This is a genomic window from Pseudomonas sp. R4-84, from assembly GCF_054130985.1.
This window is the reverse complement of sequence record NZ_CP096390.1, coordinates 2,793,405-2,814,600: the sequence shown is the minus strand read 5'-3', so window position 1 is coordinate 2,814,600 and position 21,196 is coordinate 2,793,405. Positions and strand designations below refer to the sequence as shown.

Annotated in this window: 20 protein-coding genes; 13 read left to right on the top strand and 7 right to left on the bottom strand. The window is 62.2% G+C overall.

Annotation, left to right across the window (positions count from 1 at the left end):
• Positions 1-88 precede the first annotated feature (88 nt).
• The 4 genes from ercA (at position 89) to mqo (ending at position 6,014) form a co-directional block, all read left to right on the top strand.
• Positions 89-1,246: an alcohol dehydrogenase-like regulatory protein ErcA gene (gene ercA, locus M1D68_RS12815; protein WP_434651123.1), complete on the top strand. Its 1,158-nt coding sequence runs from the start codon at positions 89-91 to the stop codon at positions 1,244-1,246.
• Positions 1,230-2,600 (top strand): ATP-binding response regulator, encoded by a 1,371-nt coding sequence (locus M1D68_RS12810; RefSeq protein ID WP_434558874.1) that lies wholly within the window; start codon positions 1,230-1,232, stop codon positions 2,598-2,600. The genes ercA and M1D68_RS12810 overlap by 17 nt, the downstream gene beginning before the upstream one ends.
• A 186-nt stretch (positions 2,601-2,786) precedes the next feature.
• Positions 2,787-3,992, top strand: coding sequence for a DUF1624 domain-containing protein (locus M1D68_RS12805; protein ID WP_457970654.1), 1,206 nt, complete (start codon positions 2,787-2,789; stop codon positions 3,990-3,992).
• A 378-nt stretch (positions 3,993-4,370) separates the two neighbouring features.
• Positions 4,371-6,014 (top strand): malate dehydrogenase (quinone), encoded by a 1,644-nt coding sequence (gene mqo / locus M1D68_RS12800; RefSeq protein WP_457970652.1) that lies wholly within the window; start codon positions 4,371-4,373, stop codon positions 6,012-6,014.
• A 74-nt stretch (positions 6,015-6,088) separates the two neighbouring features.
• Here mqo and M1D68_RS12795 read toward each other — a convergent pair whose 3' ends face one another.
• Entirely contained in the window at positions 6,089-6,538 is a 450-nt protein-coding gene (locus M1D68_RS12795) for an Rrf2 family transcriptional regulator (RefSeq protein WP_457970650.1), read from the bottom strand.
• A gap of 135 nt (positions 6,539-6,673) precedes the next feature.
• Between M1D68_RS12795 and M1D68_RS12790 the strand changes: the two genes are divergently transcribed.
• Complete coding sequence (locus tag M1D68_RS12790; RefSeq protein ID WP_457970648.1) at positions 6,674-7,573, top strand: NAD(P)/FAD-dependent oxidoreductase; 900 nt, start codon at positions 6,674-6,676, stop codon at positions 7,571-7,573.
• A gap of 3 nt (positions 7,574-7,576) precedes the next feature.
• Here M1D68_RS12790 and M1D68_RS12785 read toward each other — a convergent pair whose 3' ends face one another.
• The 3 genes from M1D68_RS12785 to M1D68_RS12775 are packed head-to-tail and all read right to left on the bottom strand — an operon-like array spanning position 7,577 to position 10,608.
• Positions 7,577-8,884, bottom strand: coding sequence for a CitMHS family transporter (locus tag M1D68_RS12785; protein ID WP_434647449.1), 1,308 nt, complete (start codon positions 8,882-8,884; stop codon positions 7,577-7,579).
• Positions 8,885-8,938: 54 nt separating this feature from the next.
• Positions 8,939-9,262, bottom strand: a complete 324-nt coding sequence (locus M1D68_RS12780) for an AtuA-related protein (RefSeq protein WP_420763902.1) — start codon at positions 9,260-9,262, stop codon at positions 8,939-8,941.
• Positions 9,262-10,608: an acyclic terpene utilization AtuA family protein gene (locus M1D68_RS12775; protein ID WP_420763903.1), complete on the bottom strand. Its 1,347-nt coding sequence runs from the start codon at positions 10,606-10,608 to the stop codon at positions 9,262-9,264. Before M1D68_RS12775 ends, M1D68_RS12780 begins: the two co-directional genes overlap by 1 nt.
• A 101-nt stretch (positions 10,609-10,709) precedes the next feature.
• Here M1D68_RS12775 and M1D68_RS12770 point away from each other — a divergent pair, with 101 nt between their 5' ends.
• Entirely contained in the window at positions 10,710-11,576 is an 867-nt protein-coding gene (locus tag M1D68_RS12770) for a LysR family transcriptional regulator (RefSeq protein WP_457970645.1), read from the top strand.
• A gap of 104 nt (positions 11,577-11,680) precedes the next feature.
• Here the strand turns inward: M1D68_RS12770 and M1D68_RS12765 are convergent, their stop codons facing one another.
• Positions 11,681-12,532: a CAP domain-containing protein gene (locus M1D68_RS12765; RefSeq protein WP_420763905.1), complete on the bottom strand. Its 852-nt coding sequence runs from the start codon at positions 12,530-12,532 to the stop codon at positions 11,681-11,683.
• Between the two features lie 195 nt (positions 12,533-12,727).
• Complete coding sequence (locus tag M1D68_RS12760) at positions 12,728-13,501, bottom strand: L-iditol 2-dehydrogenase (protein WP_434605761.1); 774 nt, start codon at positions 13,499-13,501, stop codon at positions 12,728-12,730.
• 213 nt (positions 13,502-13,714) lie between these two features.
• On the opposite strand from M1D68_RS12760, the gene M1D68_RS12755 reads away from it, so the two are divergent.
• The 3 genes from M1D68_RS12755 to M1D68_RS12745 all read left to right on the top strand — a co-directional run bounded on the left by M1D68_RS12755 (position 13,715) and on the right by M1D68_RS12745 (position 16,605).
• Positions 13,715-14,656, top strand: a complete 942-nt coding sequence (locus M1D68_RS12755) for an AraC family transcriptional regulator (protein WP_420763907.1) — start codon at positions 13,715-13,717, stop codon at positions 14,654-14,656.
• A gap of 75 nt (positions 14,657-14,731) precedes the next feature.
• A complete protein-coding gene (locus tag M1D68_RS12750; protein ID WP_457970643.1) occupies positions 14,732-15,958 on the top strand; it encodes an RtcB family protein in 1,227 nt (408 codons plus the stop codon).
• 11 nt (positions 15,959-15,969) lie between these two features.
• Positions 15,970-16,605, top strand: coding sequence for a hypothetical protein (locus M1D68_RS12745; protein WP_457970641.1), 636 nt, complete (start codon positions 15,970-15,972; stop codon positions 16,603-16,605).
• 244 nt (positions 16,606-16,849) lie between these two features.
• Here M1D68_RS12745 and M1D68_RS12740 read toward each other — a convergent pair whose 3' ends face one another.
• On the bottom strand, positions 16,850-17,755 hold the full coding sequence (locus M1D68_RS12740; RefSeq protein ID WP_420763910.1) for a LysR substrate-binding domain-containing protein: 906 nt from the start codon (positions 17,753-17,755) through the stop codon (positions 16,850-16,852).
• Positions 17,756-17,910: 155 nt separating this feature from the next.
• Here M1D68_RS12740 and M1D68_RS12735 point away from each other — a divergent pair, with 155 nt between their 5' ends.
• From M1D68_RS12735 to M1D68_RS12720, 4 genes are read left to right on the top strand one after another with little or no spacing between them, the layout of a single operon-like run.
• A complete protein-coding gene (locus M1D68_RS12735) occupies positions 17,911-19,035 on the top strand; it encodes an NAD(P)/FAD-dependent oxidoreductase (protein WP_434558852.1) in 1,125 nt (374 codons plus the stop codon).
• Positions 19,025-19,354: a (2Fe-2S)-binding protein gene (locus tag M1D68_RS12730; protein ID WP_420763912.1), complete on the top strand. Its 330-nt coding sequence runs from the start codon at positions 19,025-19,027 to the stop codon at positions 19,352-19,354. The genes M1D68_RS12735 and M1D68_RS12730 overlap by 11 nt, the downstream gene beginning before the upstream one ends.
• Positions 19,347-20,720, top strand: a complete 1,374-nt coding sequence (locus M1D68_RS12725; RefSeq protein WP_445571983.1) for an FAD-dependent oxidoreductase — start codon at positions 19,347-19,349, stop codon at positions 20,718-20,720. The genes M1D68_RS12730 and M1D68_RS12725 overlap by 8 nt, the downstream gene beginning before the upstream one ends.
• Positions 20,717-21,067, top strand: coding sequence for a RidA family protein (locus tag M1D68_RS12720; RefSeq protein WP_434558848.1), 351 nt, complete (start codon positions 20,717-20,719; stop codon positions 21,065-21,067). The genes M1D68_RS12725 and M1D68_RS12720 overlap by 4 nt, the downstream gene beginning before the upstream one ends.
• Positions 21,068-21,196 lie beyond the last annotated feature (129 nt).

The window sequence follows — 21,196 nt, the reverse complement described above, 5'->3', positions numbered from 1 at the left end:
GGTCGGATTGCATTCATGGCGGGATGCTTTAGGCTCAACGTATCCCATGACAATAACAACAGGCTTACCGATGAGCCCCCCTGAAAAAATGAGCCTCAGCCCGCTGCGCAAGTTCGTTTCCCCTGAAATCATGTTCGGCGCAGGATGTCGGCACAACGTCGGCAACTACGCCAAGACCTTCGGCGCGCGCAAGGTGTTGGTGGTGACTGATCCCGGGGTCATCGCCGCCGGTTGGGTCGGCGATGTCGAAGCCAGCCTGCAAGCCCAGGGCATCGATTACTGCCTCTACAGCGACGTCTCGCCCAACCCACGGGTCGAGGAAGTGATGCTCGGTGCCGAGACGTACCGCGAGAACCATTGCGACGTCATCGTCGCGGTCGGTGGCGGCAGCCCCATGGACTGTGGCAAGGCGATCGGGATCGTGGTTGCCCATGGCCGCAGCATCCTTGAATTCGAAGGCGTGGATACGCTGCACGTGCCCAGCCCGCCGCTGATCCTGATTCCCACCACCGCCGGCACCTCGGCCGACGTCTCGCAGTTCGTCATCATTTCCAACCAGCAGGAACGCATGAAGTTTTCCATCGTCAGCAAGGCGGCGGTGCCGGACGTGTCGCTGATCGACCCAGAAACCACCCTGAGCATGGACCCGTTCCTGTCCGCCTGTACCGGTATCGACGCCCTGGTGCACGCCATCGAGGCGTTCGTCTCCACGGGCCACGGGCCGCTGACCGATCCCCATGCCCTGGAGGCAATGCGGCTGATCAACAACAACCTGGTGCAGATGATCGCCAACCCGGCGGACGTCGCCCTGCGGGAGAAGATCATGCTCGGCAGCATGCAGGCCGGGTTGGCATTCTCCAATGCGATCCTCGGCGCCGTGCATGCGATGTCCCACAGCCTGGGGGGCTTCCTCGATCTGCCCCATGGGTTGTGCAACGCAGTGTTGGTGGAACATGTGGTGGCGTTCAACTACACCTCGGCACCGGAGCGTTTCAAAGTGATTGCCGAGACCCTGGGCCTCGATTGCCGGGGCCTCAACCATCGGCAGATCCGCACCCGGTTGGTGGAGCACCTGATCGCCCTCAAGCACACCATCGGCTTCCATGAAACCCTCGGACTGCATGGCGTCAGCACGTCGGACATTCCATTCTTGTCGCAACATGCGATGGACGATCCGTGCATCCTCACCAACCCTCGAGAGTCGAGCCAGCGGGATGTCGAGGTCGTCTATGGCGAAGCCCTCTGAGGAGCAGCAAAAAGCCCTGGCAGGCCTGCTGGGGCTGGGCAACCACTCGACGCGCAAAAGCCACTACCCTGAACTGGCGGCGCGCCTCGATGAGCTGGAGCAGGCCCGACGGCACCTGCAGCAGCTCAATGATCAACTGGAACAACGGGTGGCCGAACGCACCGATGCGTTGCTGGAGGCCAATCACAACCTGCAGCAGCAAATTGCCCAGCGCGAACTGGTCGAGCAACAGCTGCGAGATGCCCGGGACGCCGCCCAGGCGGCCAACCGCAGCAAGGACAAATACCTGGCCGCCGCCAGCCATGACCTGCTGCAACCACTCAACGCCGCGCGCTTGCTGATTGCGACGTTGCGCGAGCGGCAACTGCCCGCCCCGGAACACGTACTGGTGGAGCGGACCCACCAGGCGCTCGAAGGCGCCGAGGATTTGCTCACTGACCTGCTGGACATCTCCCGCCTGGATCAAGCTGCTGTCCGGCCGGACCTGGCGCCTTATCGAGTGGATGAGCTACTCGCGCCGCTGGTGTCCGAGTTCCAATCGGTGGCCGGTGCCGCGGGCCTGGAATTGCGCGTGCGGTTTGCCGATGACGCGGTACTGACGGATCTGCGATTGATCACTCGCATCCTGCGCAACCTGCTCAGCAACGCCTGCCGATACACCGACCAGGGCGGCATCCTGCTGGCGGCTCGGCGTCGGGGAGGGCGGTTGCGTCTGGAAGTCTGGGACACGGGGCGAGGCATTGCCGCTGATTGCCTGGAGTCGATCTTCCTGGAGTTCAACCAACTGGACGTCGGTCGTGCGGCGGATCGCAAGGGCGTGGGCCTGGGACTGGCGATCGTCGAACGCATTGCCCATATCCTCGGTTATCGGGTGCAGGTGCGTTCGCGGCCGGGACGCGGCTCGGTGTTCAGCATCGACGTGCCGCTGTCGGCCGAGCGGCCGCTGCCCATGTCCCAGGTCCCGGTCCAGCCAGTGGCGGGCAATCCGCTGCCGGGTCGAAGGCTGTTGGTCATCGATAACGAAGTGAGCATTCTGCAAAGCATGGCGGCGCTGCTGGAACAGTGGGGTTGTGAAGTGCTGACCGCCACCGATCAAGCCGCTGCCCTCGACGTCCTGCGGGGCCGTGCCCCGGAACTGATCCTGGCGGATTTCCACCTTGATCATGGTGTGGTCGGCTGCGAGGTGGTCAGGCATCTGCGCGAGCATTTCCAGCGGGCGATTCCCGCCGTGATCATCACTGCCGACCGCAGCGACCAATGCCGCCGCGCCTTGCGCAAACTGAACGCGCCGCTGCTGAACAAACCGGTCAAGCCTGGAAAGTTGCGGGCGGTGTTGAGCCAGTTGCTCGCATAGGCCGCCGTACACAGATCCCCGTGGCCGCTGGGTCAACGGAAATGATGGGGCTGACACGCCGCTTTGGCGAGCAGGCTCGCTCCCACAAGAACGAGGCATTTGCAGGTATTCGTGTTATGTTATCCGCTTTCATTTGGCAGGTGTTCTCATCTGCCTTGTCCGGACCACGACCGCCCGAGTACCGCCATGAGTCTATCCCCAAGCGCGACAAGCCCAGCCGCTGTCATCGCGCCGACCCTTGCATCCACCACCGCAACAGCCGCCACACGCTTGCTCGCCATCGACGCCCTGAGGGGATTCGTCATGTTGTTGATGCTGGTGGACCATGTGCGCGAAACGTTTCTTCTGCATCGTCAGGTCACTGATCCGATCGATGCCCTGAGCGTGACCCCGGACCTGTTTTTCACCCGTTTGCTCAGCACGCTGTGCGCGCCGGTGTTCATCTTCCTTACCGGTTTGTCGGCATGGCTCTACAGCCAGAAACACACCGCCGGCCAGACCTCGGTGTTCCTGCTCAAGCGCGGTCTGTTCCTGGTGTTTCTGGAACTGACGTTCGTGTGTTTCGCGTGGAACGCCGAGTTTCCGCCGAAGACGCTGTGGTTGCAGGTGATCTGGTGCATCGGGATCTGCATGATCGTCCTGGCGGCGCTGCTGCATTTCAAGCGCAGCTGGCTGATTGTGCTTGGGGTCGTCATCGTCGCTGGGCACAACCTGCTGGACGGTATCGTGCTCGGGCCGGATTCACCGTTTTTCGTGCCGTGGTCGATTCTTCACCAGCGGGCGTTCATCGACATCACCGAGTTCACCCGGGCCCGCACCACCTATCCGGTGCTGCCATGGATCGGCGTGATCCTGCTGGGTTGGGGGATCGGGCCATGGTTCGCCAAGGACGTGGAGCCCGCCGTGCGCCTGCGGCGGTTGTTCATGGTCGGCCTTGGCTTATTGATCGCCTTCGCGTTGATCCGCTATGTCAATGTCTACGGTGATAAACCCTGGGTCCAGACCGGGGATGGGTTGCGCACATTCATGAGTTTCATGAGTGCGACGAAATATCCGCCGTCGTTGATGTTTCTCATGCCGACGCTGGGGCTGGGCTTGATCCTACTGGCCCTGTTCGAAAAAGCCCAGGAGCGGGGGAGCATCGCGAAACTGGCGATCTACGGCGGCGCGCCGATGTTTTTCTACTTGCTGCACCTCTACGTGCTGAAGGCCATGTACCTGGTTGCGGTCGCCTTGTGGGGAACCAACCAGGGCGCGTATTTCGGCTTCGATCACTTGCCAATGGTCTGGTTGTGGAGCGTTATGCTGGCCGTCGTGCTGTTTTTTCCAACACGTTGGTTCGCCGCCTTGAAACAACGCCGTCGCGATATCTCGCTCCTCAAGTACCTCTGATTTGGCGAAACCGCGATATTTGCGGGACGCAACCGAGCCATTAAAACGCCGCCATTTGGTCGGCGTTTTTGCCTGGAATGTAAAAATACGCTTCGGTCTGTTTGGTTCATTCTGTAAACTCCCCCCGCTGCGACAATCGGGCACGGCCACGCCGGGCCCGATCCAGACCGTTTTGCAGTGTCCCTCACCCAGCTGAAGCCAAGACCTACAAGAAGTCAGCGCCGGAGAGACATAAATGTGAGGCCGATATGCTCGGCCCCTGTAGGTCCATCCTCCAGTCCACTCGATACCCGCCCGCCGGCCTTGCCGCAATGGGGTGTGGTTGATGCTTGAACGAAATCGGAGGACGGAATGGCGTTCCATCCTAGGGATACACACATGTTGAAGAAAACACACACGGCGCTATTGGGCCTGGCGATGGCGATGGGTCTTGCGACCACGCACGCCGCCGAGCCGAAAAAAGTGGATGTCTTGCTCATTGGTGGCGGCATCATGAGTTCGACCCTCGGCGTCTGGCTCAATGAGCTGGAGCCGGGCTGGACCATGGAAATGGTCGAGCGCCTGGACGGTGTTGCCGAAGAAAGCTCCAACGGCTGGAACAACGCCGGTACCGGTCACTCCGCGCTGGCCGAGCTGAACTACACGCCGGAAGACAAGAACGGTAAGGTCGAGATCGTCAAGGCCATCGAGATCAACGAAGCGTTCCAGATCTCCCGTCAGTTCTGGTCCTGGCAGGTCAAGAACGGTGTGCTGAAGAACCCGCGCTCGTTCATCAACTCCACGCCGCACATGAGCTTTGTCTGGGGTGATGACAACATCGCGTTCCTGAAGAAGCGCTACGACGCGCTCCAGGCCAGCCCGCTGTTCGCCGGCATGCAGTACTCCGAGGATCCGGCGCAGATCAGCAAATGGGTTCCGCTGATGATGCAAGGGCGTGACCCGAGCCAGAAAGTCGCGGCCACCTGGAGTCCGCTGGGTACCGACGTGAACTTCGGCGAAATAACCCGTCAGTTCGCAGCTCACCTGCAATCCAAGCCGAACTTCTCCCTCAAGCTTTCCAGCGAAGTGGAAGACATCACCCGCAACGAAGACGGCACCTGGCGCGTTTCGTACAAGAACCTCAAAGACGGGACCGAAACCGAGACCGACGCCAAGTTCGTGTTCATCGGTGCCGGTGGCGGCGCGCTGCACCTGCTGCAGAAGGCTGACATTCCAGAAGCCCGTGAATACGCCGGTTTCCCGGTGGGTGGTTCGTTCCTTGTGACCGAAAACCCGACCATCGCTCAGCTGCACCTGGCCAAGGCCTACGGCAAGGCTTCGGTTGGCGCGCCGCCGATGTCGGTGCCGCACCTGGACACCCGCGTGCTTGATGGCAAGCGCGTGATCCTGTTTGGCCCGTTCGCGACGTTCTCCACCAAGTTCCTGAAGAACGGTTCGTACTTTGACCTGCTGACCAGCACCACGACCCACAACGTGTGGCCGATGACCAAGGTCGGTATCGAACAGTACCCGCTGGTGGAATACCTCGCCGGCCAGCTGATGCTGTCGGACGAAGACCGCTTCAATGCTCTGAAAGAATATTTCCCGGACGCCAAGCAGGAAGACTGGCGCCTGTGGCAAGCCGGCCAGCGCGTGCAGATCATCAAGCGTGACGAAGAGAAGGGCGGCGTGCTGAAACTCGGCACTGAAGTCGTCGCTTCCCAGGACAGCAGCATCGCCGGCCTGCTGGGCGCCTCGCCAGGTGCCTCGACCGCTGCGCCGATCATGCTGACCGTGCTTGAAAAAGTCTTCAAGGACAAAGTCGCCACCCCGGCCTGGCAGGAAAAACTGCGCCAGATCGTACCGAGCTACGGCACCAAGCTGAACGAAAGCCCTGAGCGTGTTGCGCAGGAATGGGCCTACACCAGCGAAGTGCTGCTACTGGACCCGCCACCGGCTATCGGCAAGGCTGGCACCGTTGTAGCTCCGGCCCAGCCGGCTGCTGCTCGGGAATCCAATCCAGCGGCTGACATGGCGCTGTAAACCGGACGCTGTCTGGTCAGGTAAAAAAAACGCCGCTCATTGAGCGGCGTTTTTTTATGTGCGTGCGCCAGGAATCAGAGGTGACGCTCGACCTTGGGCTCGTCCCGAAACCGCGTATCAAAATCCTCCGCCAACTGGGCCAACGTGATACTGCCCAGACGCTCAAGCAACAACGCCTGGGCCTCATCGAACGCATCCGTCAGCGCCGCATTCACCGCTTGTTCAACCAGGCATTGCGGATGATCAGTGGACAGACCGATGGCGAAAATCGACGTGCTGCCCAACGCCTGATGAATGTCCAGCAGCGTCATCTCCGTCAACGGTTTAGCCAGGCTCCATCCACCGCGATGGCCTTTCTCCGAAGTGACGTAACCCCGTTCCTTGAGCAACGCCATGGTTCGGCGTACCACGACCGGGTTGGTACCCAGCATCTGGGCGAGGGTGTCGGAGGTCGCCGATTGCTGGTGGCGATCCATATGAATCAAGACGTGCAGCATGCGCGATAGGCGGGTGTCGTTTCTCATGGGCGGATCCGAAGGTAAATCTGCGCGGAGTATCGCCTGTAATCGCAAAAGTTACGAGACCATTGACAGGCGCTTTTCAAGAAACATACGATGTTTCGAGAAAATCCCACGCCTTCGGAAAACGGAGATCGCCCCATGGAACACGACATCATCATCGCTGGCGGCAGCTACGCCGGCCTGTCCGCTGGCCTCCAATTGGCCCGCGCCCGTCAAAAGGTGCTGGTAATCGACGCCGACCAGCGCCGCAACCGGTTTGCAGCGACTTCCCATGGTTTCCTAGGACAGGACGGCCGCGCCCCGGGTGACATTGCCAGTGACGCCCGTGCCCAACTCATGGCTTACCCGACCGTGGAATGGCTGTCGGATAGCGCGATCCACGCCACCCGCGACGCGGACGGCTTCGTCGTCGAAACGGCCCGGGGACAACGCTACAGTGCCAAACGCCTGTTGCTCGCCACCGGCGTGATCGATGAGTTGCCCGATGTGCCAGGATTGAGGGAGCGTTGGGGAAAAAACGTTTTCCATTGTCCGTACTGTCATGGCTATGAATTGGAGCGGAGGCCGATTGGTGTGCTGGCGACGTCGCCGATGTCGCTGCACCATGCCTTGATGCTGCCCGACTGGGGCCCGACGACGTTTTTCACCAATGGTGTGTTCGAGCCTGACCGTGAGCAACAGGACAGCCTGGCGCAACGCGGTGTGACCTTGGTGCCGGAACGTGTCGAACGTATTGAAGGCGATCGGGCCAATGTGGTGTTGGCGGACGGGCGAGTGATCGCCATTGAAGGCCTGTTTGTCTTGCCGCATACCCGCGTTGCCAGTTCCCTCGCCAGATCCCTGGGTTGCAACTTTGAAGAAGGCCCGCTCGGGGCGTTCATCCAGGCCGACCCGATGACCCGAGAAACCAGCATTCCCGGGGTGTTTGCTTGTGGCGACGCGGCGATGCCGTTCGGCTCGGTCGCGCTGGCCGTTGGTGATGGGGTGAGGGCGGGCTCCGGGGTGCATCGGTCGTTGATCTTCCAGACCCACCCTTGAAGCTCAGACCTGTACCGCGCCGGTTGCCACGGCGAAAGCGAGCATCACCAGGCTGACGCCCCAGGCCCAGAAAAACGTATAGGCCATGTGCTTGCGCAGTTCGACGCCGGACAGCGCAAGCGCCAGGTAGACGCTGGGCACCACCGGGCTGATGGAGAACCCGGTGTTCTCGCCGATCAACATGGCCCGGGCGACCGCTTCGAGGGGAACGCCGGCCGCGGCGGCCACGTCCCTGATCACCGGTAGCAGGGCGAAATAATAGGCGTCCGGCGAAAAAATCATGCCCAGGGGCACGCCGAAGAAACCGACGATCACGTGCAGGTATTGGGCAGAACCCGCGGGCAGGATATCGATCAGCGCCAAGGCCATGCCGTCGGACATCTTCGCGCCGGAGAGCACGCCCAGCAGGACGGCGGCAGCCATCATCACCAGGACCATCTGCAGTGCATCGGATGCATGAGCCTTGAGGCGTTCGGCCTGGGCGTCCAGGGATGGGAAATTCAGCGGCAGGGCGATGCCCAGTCCCACCATGAAACACGCATACAAAGGGAAAATACCGGTGAACAGGCACACCAGAATGCCACCGGTCAGGGCCACGTTCAGCCAGTAGCGCGGCTCCCGGGGAGAAAGACTGAATTCGCGATCCTGGGTTTGCAGACCGTCTACATCACACGTTGCGGCCGCCCCCAGCGACATCGGTTGGCGACGCTGCGCGCGCATACCCAATATCGTCGCCACCCCAAGCATGCACACCAGGCCCACCATCTGCACCGGCAGCAAGCCCAGCCACAGCTCGGTGGCGTCCAGGCCCGACACCGCGGCGGCGCGGGCGGTCGTGCCGCCCCAAGGCACCATATTGATGACGCCCGCCGTGGTGCCCACCAGACACAGCAACATCGCCGGGCTCATGTTCAAGCGTTTGTACAAGGGCAGCAGCGCCGGGATAGTCAGCAGGAACGTGGCGGCGCCAACGCCATCCAGGTGCACCACCGACGTCACCAATACGGTCACTAACGCCACAGCCAGGGGTTTGCCGCCCGTGCTGCGGATCAGCAGGTTGACCAGGGGATCGAACAACCCCCGGTCACGCATGATGCCAAAGAACAGGATGGCAAACAGGAAGAGCGCGGCAGTCGGCGCAACCGTGATCAGGCCCGCCTTGATGAATTCGCCGATCTGCCCGAGATTGAACCCCGCGAGCAGACAAACGATCACGGGGAGGGTGGTGAACGCCACCACCGGGCTGATCCTGCGCAGCAATATCAGTCCGATGATGGCAAGCATCATCAAAAAACCCAGGGTTGTAATCATGTTGCAGCCTCTCTTTTTATTCTTGTCGGATGGTTCGGGCGGGCGAAGGATCGATCAGTCTCCCGGGCCTGGCAGGTGCAGGGCCAACAGCAGATAGCTCAAGCTCTTGCCGTGGCGGTCCAGGCCGCAACTGCGGTTCACGCCGCCCTCCAGGGCGTCTTCAAGGACAAAATTCAGTGCATTGAGGTTCGGCAGTTCATAGCGATGCACCATGGAAGGCCGCCGCGTGGCGAATTGCTCGGCCACCCGTTCGCAGGTCAGCTCCCGCAGCAACCAGGCGTAGTGGGCCGCGTCATGGGGAAACACCGCGATGCTGAGAATGTTGCCTTTGTCGCCGGCACGGGCGTGGGCAAAATCGGCGAGCGTGACGAGGTTCATCAGTACCACTCCAGGGTTGTATGGATTTCACCGCGCGGCAGCAGGAAACTGCGAGTGGTGACGGCCTCGACGAGGTGTCGCCGAACGCCACCGCCGCCGGCTGGCCCGTTGGTGTAGAGCGATTCCACCTCGGCCAACAGCACTTCGAGCAACGACCGGTCGGTGTGGGTCAGGCCGATGCGCACGCGCACATCTTCGAGGGCTGGTGCCTGGGCGAGTTGCTTTTGCAGATAGCGACCGCCCTGGTCGTTGAACAGGCTGGCGACGCCGGAAAGATCGATCCAGGGCTGTACGCCTGGCGCCAACCGGTCGAAACGCTCCAGCAGGATTTCTCGCGCCAATGCCGCACGCGCCACGGCGCCGGGGCCGGCATAGGATATTTCCGCCTCGCCGAACCAGAGGCCACGCACGCCCGCCAATCCTTTGAGCGTGTCAGGACGCGGATGGCCGAGCAGGCCGCTGATCTCCACACGGTCGTCGCCCAGGTCCTGCACGCGTGCTTCGCCCAGATCCAGTACAACATCCGGCGTCAGGTAGCGGCGAGGGTCGTGGACTTCGTAAAGAAGCTGCTCCTTCACGGTCTGCTCGCTGACCCGGCCGCCGCTGTGGCGGGTCTTGCCCAGGATCAAGCGGCCGTCCTCGTGGATTTCGGCGATCGGACAACCGAGATTGACCGGGTCTGGAATGTCTTTCATCCCGGGATGAGCAAAATAACCGCCGGTGACCTGGGTACAGCACTCCAACAGATGGCCGGCCGCCGTGGCGACGGCGATTTTCTGCCAATCGTCGGCGCTCCAACCCAACCCATGACGAATCGCGCCTACCGCCAGCGAAGGGTCGGCGACACGGCCACAAAGAACGATGCCGGCACCGTCGGTCAACGCCTGGACGATACCGTCGGCGCCGGTGTAGACGTTCACGGAGACAGGCTGTTGAGTATCGGACGACAGCCATCGCTCATAGCGCGGCGGTGTTTCTTCAAGCAGGTCGTCGCCGAGCACGCAGGCAATTTTCAGCCCAGGGAAACGACCGGCCAATGCACCGCGCAGTCGCTGGGCGGCCGCCCTCGGGTTGGCGGCGCCGCCGTTGGTGATGATCGGGATCCCGGCTTCGATGCAAAGGTCCAGCATGGGCTCGAGAAAATCGAACAACCGGGCGGAATAACCGGCCTGTGGATCGAGGCGCTTGCGCAGTTGCGCTTCGGCCAGGGTCCGCTCCGCCAGCAGCTCGAGCATGATGTACCGCTGGCCGCTGCGTTGTGCCAGGTCCTGGGCCAGTCGCAGGGCCGCGTCAGGCCGGTCATTGGCGAAACCGGCGCCACACCCGACGAGAATTGTTTTTGTCATGTCCGTTTTCCACTGAAGGGTGGCCCCATAGTGGAGAGGCTGGATTGTTCTGTGAATTTTAAAGGTAGAATCAATTGATCCAATAATTTTATGATCGGGCCATGAACGTATCCTTCCGCCAGCTGCGTGCGTTTATCCTGATCGCTGAAACGTCCAGCTTTACCCGCACCGCCGAACAGCTGCACCTGTCCCAGCCGGCGCTGAGCTACAGCATCCGCAAACTCGAAGAGAGCATGGGCCTGCAATTGCTCGCGCGAAACACCCGCAGCGTCGAGCTGACCCCGGCCGGCGAGCATTTCCTGCCCCAGGCCCGGCGCATGCTTCGGGACATGGACGATGCCGTGCGCGACGCCCGCGACACCCTCAGCTTGAGCCGGGGCACGCTCAGGCTCGCAGCGTTGCCGACCGCTGCCGCGTCGTTCCTGCCGGTGGTCATCGCTTCTTTCCAGCGTGAGCATCCGGGCGTGAACGTGCATCTGCTGGATGGCCGAGCGGGGGAAATCATGGGCTGGGTGCAGCGTGGCGAGGTGGATGCCGGCATCAGTTCACTGCCGGACGACCTGTCTGGCTTGAGCTTCGAGCGCCTGTTGGATGACAACCTTGTGCTGCTGAGCCACAAGGATCATCAACGCGATTGGACGCAGCAGCCTTATATCGCCCTGACGCCGGACACCAGTATCCGGCCGTTGGCTGACGCTGCGTTGCGTTACCTGAATGTCGATCCGTTGCCCGCCTGGGAAGTGGCGCATATGAGCACCGCCACGGCCTTGGTGCGGGAAGGGCTGGGATTTTCGCTGTTGCCGGCCAGTTGCACGGCGGTGTTCAACATCGGCGAGCAATGCGCCGTCACCGGCATCGATCAACCGGCAAAACGTTCGATTGGCCTGCTGCAGCGCAAGCCAGTAGCCCCGTCACCGTCGTTGAGCCAGTTCATGGGGCATGTGCGGCAGGTATTGCGGCTGCAATGAGGGCCGATGCGCGGCCTTCGCGAGCAGGCTCGCTTCCACAGGGGAAAACCGCAATCCATGTGGGAGCGAGCCTGCTCGCGAAGGCGCAAGGTCGATCAATACAATTACTGAGTGCCAAACATCGCCGTCCAATAGATCCCCGCATCGCTCTTCGGGTCCACCGCATACCCGGCGCCCAGTTCGCGATATTGCGGATTCATCAGGTTGGCGCAGTGCCCCGGACTTGCCAGCCAGCCGTCCACTACCTTCAGCGCGGTGTCCTGGCCGGCGGCGATGTTTTCGCCGATGGCCTGGCCCAGGTAACCCGCCAATTCAGCGCGATCGCCCGGCATGCGTCCGTCACGGTCCTTGTGATCGAAGAAATTGTTGTTGGCCATGGCCCGGGTGTGATTGACAGCGGCCAGGGCCAGCGTGGCGTTCCAGGCCAGCGGCGTCGTGGCGCTGAACGCATCGGTGCCGCAGCGGCGCGGCTGTGCGCGGGCGCTGTTGATCAGTTTGAGCAATTTCTGCCCTTCGGCCTGCCAATCACCCAGGCGCGCCGATAACAGCGGGCGGGCGAGCACGATGCGCCACTCACGGTCCAGGCGACTGACGCCGATATCGACAAATTGTGGGTCCAGCACAACTTGGCAGAAGCTTTCCTGTACAGCCTTCATTGCCGCTTGGGCGTCGCGCGGCCCGGACAGGCTGATGGCCTGCACATTGACCATCGGGTAGGCTGCTCGCGCCAACGCCTGTTGCAGATCGCCAATGCCATTGGCCGACAGGATCAACCGCGAATCCATCGCCAGCGGTGGCAATTCCAGGGACGCCTGGCCCGCGCAGCTTTGGGACTGGCTGCGGTAGAGGTTGATGGACTCGACCAGTTGCGTCTCCTCGGTGGCTGCGGCGCTGGTGGCAAACGCCAGTCCCAGCGACAGCGCGGCAAGACGCATGACGGAAAAAATGGCACGCATGTAAATCTCCCTTGAGCGGACGGCGCCTATGATGCGCAATTTTTGCCCCGCTGGGGCAACGGTATTCACGCTCTCTTCAAATCCCTTTCAACGGCACCGTTTGGTACCGTTTGGGACGATCCTCAAATAGTCGGATCAATTTTCAGGCGATTAGGTCCATTTTCGTCGTCTCAAGGCCATAAAACTTCCAGCGCGTCAGCTCATCCAGTTGCCTCCGTCAACGTTGTAGGTCTGTGCCACCACGTATTCGCTTTCCGCCGACGCCAGGAAAATCGCCATGCCGACGAGATCCTGGGCCGTGCCCATCCGGCCATACGGGACCTGTTGCCCGACCAGCCGCTTCTTTTCTCCCAACGGCAGATTCTCATGGCGCGCGAACAGCGCGTCGACGCCGTCCCAATGTTCGCCGTCCACCACGCCAGGGGCGATGGCGTTGACGTTGATCCGGTGCTTGATCAAGTCCAGCCCGGCGGACTGGGTCAGGCTGATCACGGCAGCCTTGGAGGCACAATAGACCGCCACCAGAGCCTCGCCGCGCCGGCCGGCCTGGCTTGCCATGTTGATGATCTTGCCGCCGTGGCCCTGGCTGATCATCTGCCGAGCGGCGGCCTGCAAGGTGAACAACGTGCCGGCGACATTGATGGAAAACAGCCGTTCGTAGCTCTGGCGCGTGATTTCGACGACGGGCGCGAGGTCGAACAAGGCCGCGTTGTTGATCAGAATATCTAGCTTGCCCGCACGGGCCACGACTGCGTCGATGGCGCCATCGATTGACGCCTGGTCAGTCACGTCCATCTTGACTGCAAAGGCGCTGTCGCCCAGTTCAGTGGCGGTGGCTTTGGCACGCTCGAGGTCGATATCGGCAATCGCCACCGTCGCGCCTTCGTTGATATAGGCCTGGGCAAACGTGCGTCCGATGCCGCGGGCGGCGCCGGTCACCAGGGCGCTTTTTCCTTCCAGTCGTTTCATGGGGAAGTCCTGTCATTGTTAGGGGCAGACCGATTACAGCAGCGCGGGCGGAAGCCGACAAACGCCAGTGGGGCTGAAAACTGATACTTTTTTAACGCGATCGACTACCCCAGCGCCCGTGTTAAAAAAGTATCGGTGCGCGATCGCGACGACGCTGGCGAGGCCCTAGGGACTCGGCGTAAGGTGCCCGCAATAACGAGAAAGAGGCGCGACATGCCTGACCACCGAACGCTGCTGTACGATCACCGGCCTGCCGAGCTGGAAGTCATCCTGACCGAGCCCGAGCACAGTTTTCGCTGGTACGAACACGATTATCCCTATCCGCTGGCACGCTGGAACCATCATCCGGAGTTTGAAATCCACCTGATCCGCCAGGGCAGCGGCAGGTTGCTGGTCGGTGACTACATGGGCCCTTTCGGGCCAGGCCATGTGGCGATGATCGGGCCGGATTTGCCTCACGACTGGATCGGCGATGTCGCACCCGGGGAGCAGTTGGTCGGGCGCGACGTGGTGTTGCAGTTCGACGGTGCCACGCTGTTGTCGTTGCGCCGGACCTTACCTGAACTGGGGGATCTGCAGCGATTGTTCGAGCGGGCCAGACGTGGCCTGGCCTTTAGCGGCGGCACTGCGCGCCGTGCCGCGCAACTGCTCGAAGCGATCGGCCCGGCAAGGGGGCTGGCGCGACTGGCGCTGTTTCTCGAACTGCTCGACACCCTTGGCCATGCCGGCGACGGCGAGGCCTCATGCCTGGCCAGTCCTTGCTATGCGCCGGTCCTTGACGCGCGCAGCTCGGAGCGCATCCAAAAAGCGTTCGAATACCTGCAAGCCGAACTCACAGGCGACCTGAGAGTGTCAGAGATCGCCCAGCAACTGGGCATGAGCGAGCCCGGGTTCTCTCGGTTCTTCAAACGCATCACCGGGCACGGGTTCATCGACCTGACGCGCAAGCTCCGGGTCCAGCGCGCCTGCCGGTTGCTGTCGCAGAGCGAAATGGCGGTGACGGACATCTGCTTTGAAGTCGGTTACAACAACCTGTCCAACTTCAATCGGCACTTTCGCGTTGAGATGAACCAGACGCCCAGCGAGTATCGCCACAGCCTCGAGGCAGGCTCGCCACATCCCGTCACGCAATCGCATTCGACAGACCGCACCTGAATCTGCGTTCATGGCCGGTGTCGAAAATCATGAACCGGCAATCAAGCCGGTTCGCCTACAGACAGTGCTCCGGTCATGCAAGAAAATACCTACGATCTGCTGGAAGTCGCCAACGGCAAGCCCATCAAGCTCTGGACCCAGGGCGTCCCGGTGGAGCCCGAGGCCCGACAGCAATTGATGAACACCGCGAAGATGCCGTTTATCTTCAAGCACTTGGCGGTGATGCCCGATGTCCACCTCGGCAAGGGCTCGACCATAGGCAGCGTGATCCCGACCGTGGGGGCAATCATTCCCGCTGCGGTGGGGGTGGACATCGGTTGCGGCATGATTGCGGCCCGTACTTCACTGGATGCCGCCGATCTGCCCGACAACCTCCACGCCCTGCGTAGCGCCATTGAAAAAGCCGTGCCCCATGGCCGCAGCCTCAGCCATGGCGGGCGCGACAAAGGCGCCTGGAGCAACGTCCCACGGCACGCGGACCAGGCGTGGTCCGCGCTGGCCGCGCGGTTCAAGGCGATTACCGACAAATACCCGAAGCTGGCCCGCACCAACAATCGCCAGCACCTCGGGACCCTGGGCAGCGGTAATCATTTCATCGAGGTGTGCCTGGATGAGGCCAATCGGGTCTGGTTCATGTTGCACAGTGGCTCCCGGGGCGTGGGCAACGCCATCGGCAACCTGTTCATCCAGCTGGCCCAGGCCGACATGCGCCAACACCTCGCCAATCTGCCGGATCGAGACCTGGCCTATTTTGAAGAAGGCAGCCGGCATTTCGATGACTACGTCGAAGCGGTGGGCTGGGCCCAGGATTTCGCCCGGCAGAACCGGGCGTTGATGATGGACGCCGTGATACAGGCCACGCGACAGGTGATCAGCAAACCGTTCGATGTGGCTCTGGAAGCGGTGAACTGCCATCACAACTATGTGCAGAGGGAGCGACACTTCGGACGCGAGGTGCTGGTGACCCGCAAAGGCGCGGTATCGGCGCAAAAAGGCGAACTGGGCATTATTCCCGGCTCGATGGGCGCCAAAAGTTTCATCGTCCGGGGCCTGGGCAACGAGCAATCGTTCTGTTCGTGCAGCCACGGGGCCGGTCGGGTCATGAGCCGCACCGAAGCGAAAAAGCGTTTCACCGTCGACGACCAAGTGCGCGCCACCGCCCATGTGGAGTGCCGCAAGGACGTCGCCGTGATAGATGAAATCCCCATGGCTTACAAAGACATAGAAAAGGTAATGCATGCACAACGTGAACTTGTCGAAGTGCTGCATACACTGCGTCAAGTGGTGTGCGTCAAGGGTTAGCGGAGCTCGTCATGTTGAGGATCGTTGAACAGTCGGCCAGTGATGCGTTGCGCCAGCGGATGGAGAAAGCCGGTTGCGCGTTTGATTTCCTGGTCTTCGCGCCCGAGGCGGTTGATACCGTCGACCAAGCGCTGCATGGCCAGGCGGTAGACCGGCTGTTCCAGCACATCAAGGCTCAATGGCTCGAACAGCACCGTCAGTTGGTCGTGGATCCGTCCGTTGCCGACGTCCCGCCTCCAAACATGAACTGGGACTTGGCCAAAGCCCGGCCCAGAGCGCTAGGGCGCGATGAGATCCTTCAACTGGTGCGTGTTGAAAAGACCGGGCGAAACCCGGAATCCTTCGCTTTGTACGACGCGTTCTGCGAGCCACCCTATGGCACTCGCTTCGTTGACGACACGCCCCAGGCGCTGTTCAAGGAATGGCTTGACCTGTTGGGGCTTGCACCGGATGCCCGCGTGGTGGTGGTGGACTGGGTCGATAATTTCAACTTCAACGGGTTGGCCAGCGACGAGCCCGACCCGGCCCGGGACCCCTGGAGTGATTATTTCGACGATGGCATGGAATGGTGGGGCGTTTGGTGCCTGAGTATCTGGAACCCCGAGCGTCGCACGCTGGGGGTGCTGGCGGCGAGCACGACGGATTGAGGCGGGGCAGAGACACGTCCCTATAGTCGAGCCTATACAAAACCCGTGGCGGGGGAGCTTGCTCCCACTCGGCTACATAGCAGCCGCAAAACGGCGAATGAGCTTTACCTTGATTCCATTAAGGGGCTTGCTTCGCAGGCCATCGGCAGCAAGCTCCCTCGCCACGGGTTTTGCGGCAGTTCAGTTTTGGTCAAGTGATCCATCAAGTCTTCACTGATTTTGCCCAATGGATCCGTTGAACCAGCTAAAACCGATACGCCGCCGGCACCTGCGCCTCGATGAATCGCTGCATGTGTTCCAGAAAGCACGCCTGCAATTTCGACAAGGGTCCCTGAATCGGCAGCAACATGCTGAAGTCCATTTCAATCGCCGGCTCGAAGGCGCGGAAGACGATGCCGTTGCCCCGGTATTCGACCGCGCTGATGGCGTCCACCAACGCAACGCCCAGGCCTTGCTCGACGAACGTGCACATGGGCTGGGAAAGCTGCGTCTCCAGGCGCAATTCACGTTCCACGCCGTGTGCGGCGAAGATCGCGTCGATGTGCTGGCGAGAACCAATGGACTGCGGATAGGAGATGAACCGCTCACCGTGCAGGTCTTGCGGCACGATCATCCGGCGATCCGTCAGACGATGGCCAGCGGGAAGGGCGCAGAGCATCCGTGTCGCCAGCAGTTTTTCAGCGCGGGGACTCGGGTAGGTGTTGGGCAGGACGATCAAGCCCAGGTCGCAACGCTGGCCCACCACCAGGTCCACGACTTCCCGCGAGGATTGCACCACCAGGGAAACCTGCACCTGGTCATGCTCGGCCATGAACGCGGCGATGGCCCGTGGCAGGAACGACAAGCCCATGGCCGGCGCGCAGGCGATGTGCAGCGATCCGCGCTTGAGGTTGCGGATGTCCTGTGCGGTCCGCGCGATGCGTTCCACGCCCAGCAGCGACCGCTGCACCTCCTGATAAAGCGTCATGGCTTCGGCGGTGGGTTGCAGCCGCCCCTTGATCCGGTCGAACAGGCTGAAGCCGATGTCTTCTTCCAGGCTGGCGATCAGCCGGGTCGCGGCGGGCTGGGAAATGTGCAGCATCTCGGCGGCGCGGGTCACCGTCTGCCCCAGGATCACTGCGCGAAAGGCTTCGAGCTGACGAAGGTTCATGGGCTTACCTATCCATAACAAAAAGACATGAGCTGGACAAAATAAAGCATTTTTCACGAGCGCGGCAGCGCCCTAGCATCTTGTCCATCAAAGCATGTGGCCGGAATAAAGGCCTGTGACCCCTGCAAGAAGCACCTCCACGGTAAAGAGCTGCCATGCAAAAAACTGATGTCATCATCGTCGGCGGTGGGTTGGTAGGTATGTCCATCGCTTATGGCCTGGCCCTGCTCGGACGCCAGGTGAGTGTGCTCGACGAGGGCGACGATGCCATACGCGCCGCCCGGGGCAACTTCGGTTTGCTCTGGGTCCAGGGCAAGGGTTTTGGGATGAGTCCTTATGCGCAATGGACCCGTGAGTCCGTGGCGCTGTGGCCACGCTTCGCCGCTGCGTTGCAGGCCGATACCGGCATCGATATCCACCTGCGCCAGCAGGGCGGTTTCCAACTGTGCCTGAGCGACGCGGAAATGGCCGAGGAGGCCGCGCGCCTTGGCTGGTTGCGCGAAGCCCTTGACGGCGATTACCCCTACGAACTGCTGGCACCGGCACAACTGCGCAGCCGTCTGCCCGGCATCGGGCCAGACGTGGTGGGCGGTTGCTTCTCGCCCATGGACGGTCATGTGAATCCGTTGAAACTGTTGCGTTCGCTCTACGCCGCATGCCAGGCCCGGGGCGTAACGTTGATCAATGGTCATCACGTCGATGCAATCGAACCCGATGCCAGTGGTTTTCGGCTACGTGCCGGCGACCAGCACTGGTCGGCCCGGCAGGTTGTCCTGGCCGCCGGCCTGGGCAATCGGAGCTTGGGTGAAATGGTTGGTCTGGATGTGCCCGTGCAACCGAACCGAGGGCAGATCCTGGTGACCGAGCGCCTCAAGCCCTTTCTCGATTACCCCACCACTTACGTGCGTCAGACCGACGAGGGCACCGTGCAATTGGGCGATTCCCATGAATCGGCAGGTTTCGACGATGGCACCGGTAGCCAGGTCATGGCCGCTATCGCGAGGCGCGCGGTGCAGTGTTTTCCACTGTTGGGTGACGTGCGGCTGGTGCGTGCCTGGGGCGCGTTGCGGGTGATGAGCGCGGACGGGTTCCCCATCTACGAAATGCCCCAGGGCTGCCCCGGGCTGTCGGTCGTCAGTTGCCACAGTGGTGTGACGTTGGCCGCCGCTCATGCCCTGCGCCTGGCCCCGTGGATTGCCGGTGAATTCGATGACCCGGCCGTGAAGCCATTCGGCTTGCACCGCTTTAGCTCATCCGTGGAGGTACGCCATGCTGGCTGACAGCCTTTTCAGACCTTTGGCCGCTGCGCAGCACAATGTGTTGATCGAATTCGAAGGCCAACCGTTGAGCGTGCCGGGGAATGTCTCGCTGGCGGCCGCCTTGCTCGCCAGCGGCGTCCGCCATACCCGCGAAAGCGCCATCAACGGCAGGCCCGGGGCGCCGTATTGCATGATGGGCGTGTGCTTCGAATGCCTGGTGCAGGTGGATGACCAGGCCAACGTCCAATCCTGCCTGGTTGCCGTGCGCGCCGGCATGCGCGTGCGCCGTCAATGTGGCGCCGCCAGCCTGGTAACGGGCCGGGAGCAAAGCGATGAGTAACGTCGCGATCGACATGGTCATCATCGGCGCCGGACCTGCCGGCATGAGCGCGGCGCTCGAAGCCCGGTCCCGTGGATTGTCAGTGGTGGTACTGGACGAACAGGCCAGCCCCGGCGGGCAGATCTATCGCCAGGTCCTTCACGCCGATGCCCGCAGCCGCGCGGTCCTGGGTGAGGATTACCGCGTGGGCGCTGGATTGGCGGCGGAATTCATGCAGTGTGGAGCCCGCTATTTGCCCAACGCGGCAATCTGGCAAGTCACACCGCAGCGCGCGGTTCATTACCTGATCGACGGCCGTGCGCGAGTCTTGCAGGGGCGCCATCTGCTGATTGCCACCGGCGCCCTCGAACGGCCGATGCCGATTCCCGGCTGGACCTTGCCCGGGGTGATGACCGCCGGCGCGGGGCAGATCTTGCTCAAGAGCGCGGCGATGGTTCCGGCCGGGCCCGTGGTCCTGGCAGGTTGTGGTCCGCTGTTGTACCTGCTGGCAGTGCAGTACCTGCGGGCCGGGATCGTCATCGACGCGCTGGTCGATACCAGCCATCGGCGCGATCTCATCAAGGCCTGGCGTGAGATACCCGGGGCGCTCCGTGGTTGGCGTGACTTGCTCAAGGGGGCGGGGTTACTGGCTGAATTGAAGCGTGCCGGTATCCGCCATTTTCGCGGTGCCGCTCATTTGCGCATCGAGGGCGAGGATCGTGCCAGGGCGTTGAGTTTCGACAGTGGCGGGCGGCATCACCAGGTAGGTGCCGAGCTGATTTTGTTGCACCAGGGCGTGGTCCCTCATACGCAGGTCAGCCGGTCGCTGCGCCTGGAACATGATTGGAGCGAGTCGCAGCTGTGCTGGGTCCCGCGCCGCAATGGCTTTGGCGAAACCAGTGCTCCTGGCATCTTCATTGCCGGTGACGGCGGTGGCATCGGCGGCGCCCAGGTGGCGCGACTCGAAGGGCGGTTGGCGGCGCTGGCCGTGGCCGGATGTCAGGAGCCCGCGCGTCGCGTCCAGAAGGCATTACGCCGCGCCCGTGCGGCGCGGCCATTGATCGATGCCCTTTATCGCCCATCGACGCAGAGCTGCGTTCCCGCCGATGACGTCACGGTGTGCCGCTGCGAAGAAGTCAGCGCCGGTGATATCCGCCGTCATGTCGACCTCGGCTGCCTGGGGCCCAACCAGACCAAGGCCTTCGGCCGCTGCGGCATGGGCCCGTGCCAGGGCCGCCAGTGTGGCTTGACTGTCACGCAGATCATCGCCGCCCATCGCCGGGTTTCACCCGCCGAGGTCGGCGACTACCGCATCCGTGCGCCCCTCAAACCCATCACGCTGGCCCAACTGGCCGGCGAAAGCCACTCATTGGAGCAACTGTCATGACCATCCAACGTATCGAAAGCAACCCGCGCCTGAGCCGTAGCGTCGTGCACAACGGCGTGGCCTGGCTCAGCGGCATCGTCGCCGCCGACTGTAGCCAGGACATCGAGGGCCAGACCCGCCAGGTGCTGCAACGGGTCGATGAACTGCTCGCCGCGTCGGGTAGCGATAAACGTCGGCTGCTCAGCGTGCAAATCTGGATGAAAGACATGGGGCGCGATTTCGCCGCGATGAATGCGCTGTGGAGTGATTGGGTCGAGGCCGCGCATACCCCGGCGCGGGCCACCGCACAGGTGGTGTTCGATGACCCGCAGATCCTGCTGGAACTGATCGTCACCGCGGCGGTGTAGCACCGCCGGACCGCTGTGCTGCCGTCCCCGGGCAAGACGACCACCAGAGCCGTCGCCCGCGCTTGTTCACGTTGCTGCTGCCATAACGGACGGCTTCCCCCGGAGCGTCCGAAATCAATAACATCGCAT

Excerpts from the sequence above, each read along its gene's own strand:
- M1D68_RS12795 (WP_457970650.1), bottom strand. The coding sequence starts at position 6,538 with ATGAGAAACGACACCCGCCTATCGCGCATGCTGCACGTCTTGATTCAT.
- M1D68_RS12720 (WP_434558848.1), top strand. The coding sequence starts at position 20,717 with ATGACCATCCAACGTATCGAAAGCAACCCGCGCCTGAGCCGTAGCGTC.
- M1D68_RS12735 (WP_434558852.1), top strand. The coding sequence starts at position 17,911 with ATGCAAAAAACTGATGTCATCATCGTCGGCGGTGGGTTGGTAGGTATG.
- M1D68_RS12790 (WP_457970648.1), top strand. The coding sequence starts at position 6,674 with ATGGAACACGACATCATCATCGCTGGCGGCAGCTACGCCGGCCTGTCC.
- M1D68_RS12765 (WP_420763905.1), bottom strand. The coding sequence starts at position 12,532 with ATGCGTGCCATTTTTTCCGTCATGCGTCTTGCCGCGCTGTCGCTGGGA.
- M1D68_RS12750 (WP_457970643.1), top strand. The coding sequence starts at position 14,732 with ATGCAAGAAAATACCTACGATCTGCTGGAAGTCGCCAACGGCAAGCCC.
- mqo (WP_457970652.1), top strand. The coding sequence starts at position 4,371 with ATGTTGAAGAAAACACACACGGCGCTATTGGGCCTGGCGATGGCGATG.
- M1D68_RS12770 (WP_457970645.1), top strand. The coding sequence starts at position 10,710 with ATGAACGTATCCTTCCGCCAGCTGCGTGCGTTTATCCTGATCGCTGAA.
- M1D68_RS12740 (WP_420763910.1), bottom strand. The coding sequence starts at position 17,755 with ATGAACCTTCGTCAGCTCGAAGCCTTTCGCGCAGTGATCCTGGGGCAG.
- M1D68_RS12745 (WP_457970641.1), top strand. The coding sequence starts at position 15,970 with ATGTTGAGGATCGTTGAACAGTCGGCCAGTGATGCGTTGCGCCAGCGG.
- M1D68_RS12730 (WP_420763912.1), top strand. The coding sequence starts at position 19,025 with ATGCTGGCTGACAGCCTTTTCAGACCTTTGGCCGCTGCGCAGCACAAT.
- M1D68_RS12775 (WP_420763903.1), bottom strand. The coding sequence starts at position 10,608 with ATGACAAAAACAATTCTCGTCGGGTGTGGCGCCGGTTTCGCCAATGAC.
- ercA (WP_434651123.1), top strand. The coding sequence starts at position 89 with ATGAGCCTCAGCCCGCTGCGCAAGTTCGTTTCCCCTGAAATCATGTTC.
- M1D68_RS12785 (WP_434647449.1), bottom strand. The coding sequence starts at position 8,884 with ATGATTACAACCCTGGGTTTTTTGATGATGCTTGCCATCATCGGACTG.
- M1D68_RS12780 (WP_420763902.1), bottom strand. The coding sequence starts at position 9,262 with ATGAACCTCGTCACGCTCGCCGATTTTGCCCACGCCCGTGCCGGCGAC.
- M1D68_RS12725 (WP_445571983.1), top strand. The coding sequence starts at position 19,347 with ATGAGTAACGTCGCGATCGACATGGTCATCATCGGCGCCGGACCTGCC.
- M1D68_RS12760 (WP_434605761.1), bottom strand. The coding sequence starts at position 13,501 with ATGAAACGACTGGAAGGAAAAAGCGCCCTGGTGACCGGCGCCGCCCGC.
- M1D68_RS12805 (WP_457970654.1), top strand. The coding sequence starts at position 2,787 with ATGAGTCTATCCCCAAGCGCGACAAGCCCAGCCGCTGTCATCGCGCCG.
- M1D68_RS12810 (WP_434558874.1), top strand. The coding sequence starts at position 1,230 with ATGGCGAAGCCCTCTGAGGAGCAGCAAAAAGCCCTGGCAGGCCTGCTG.
- M1D68_RS12755 (WP_420763907.1), top strand. The coding sequence starts at position 13,715 with ATGCCTGACCACCGAACGCTGCTGTACGATCACCGGCCTGCCGAGCTG.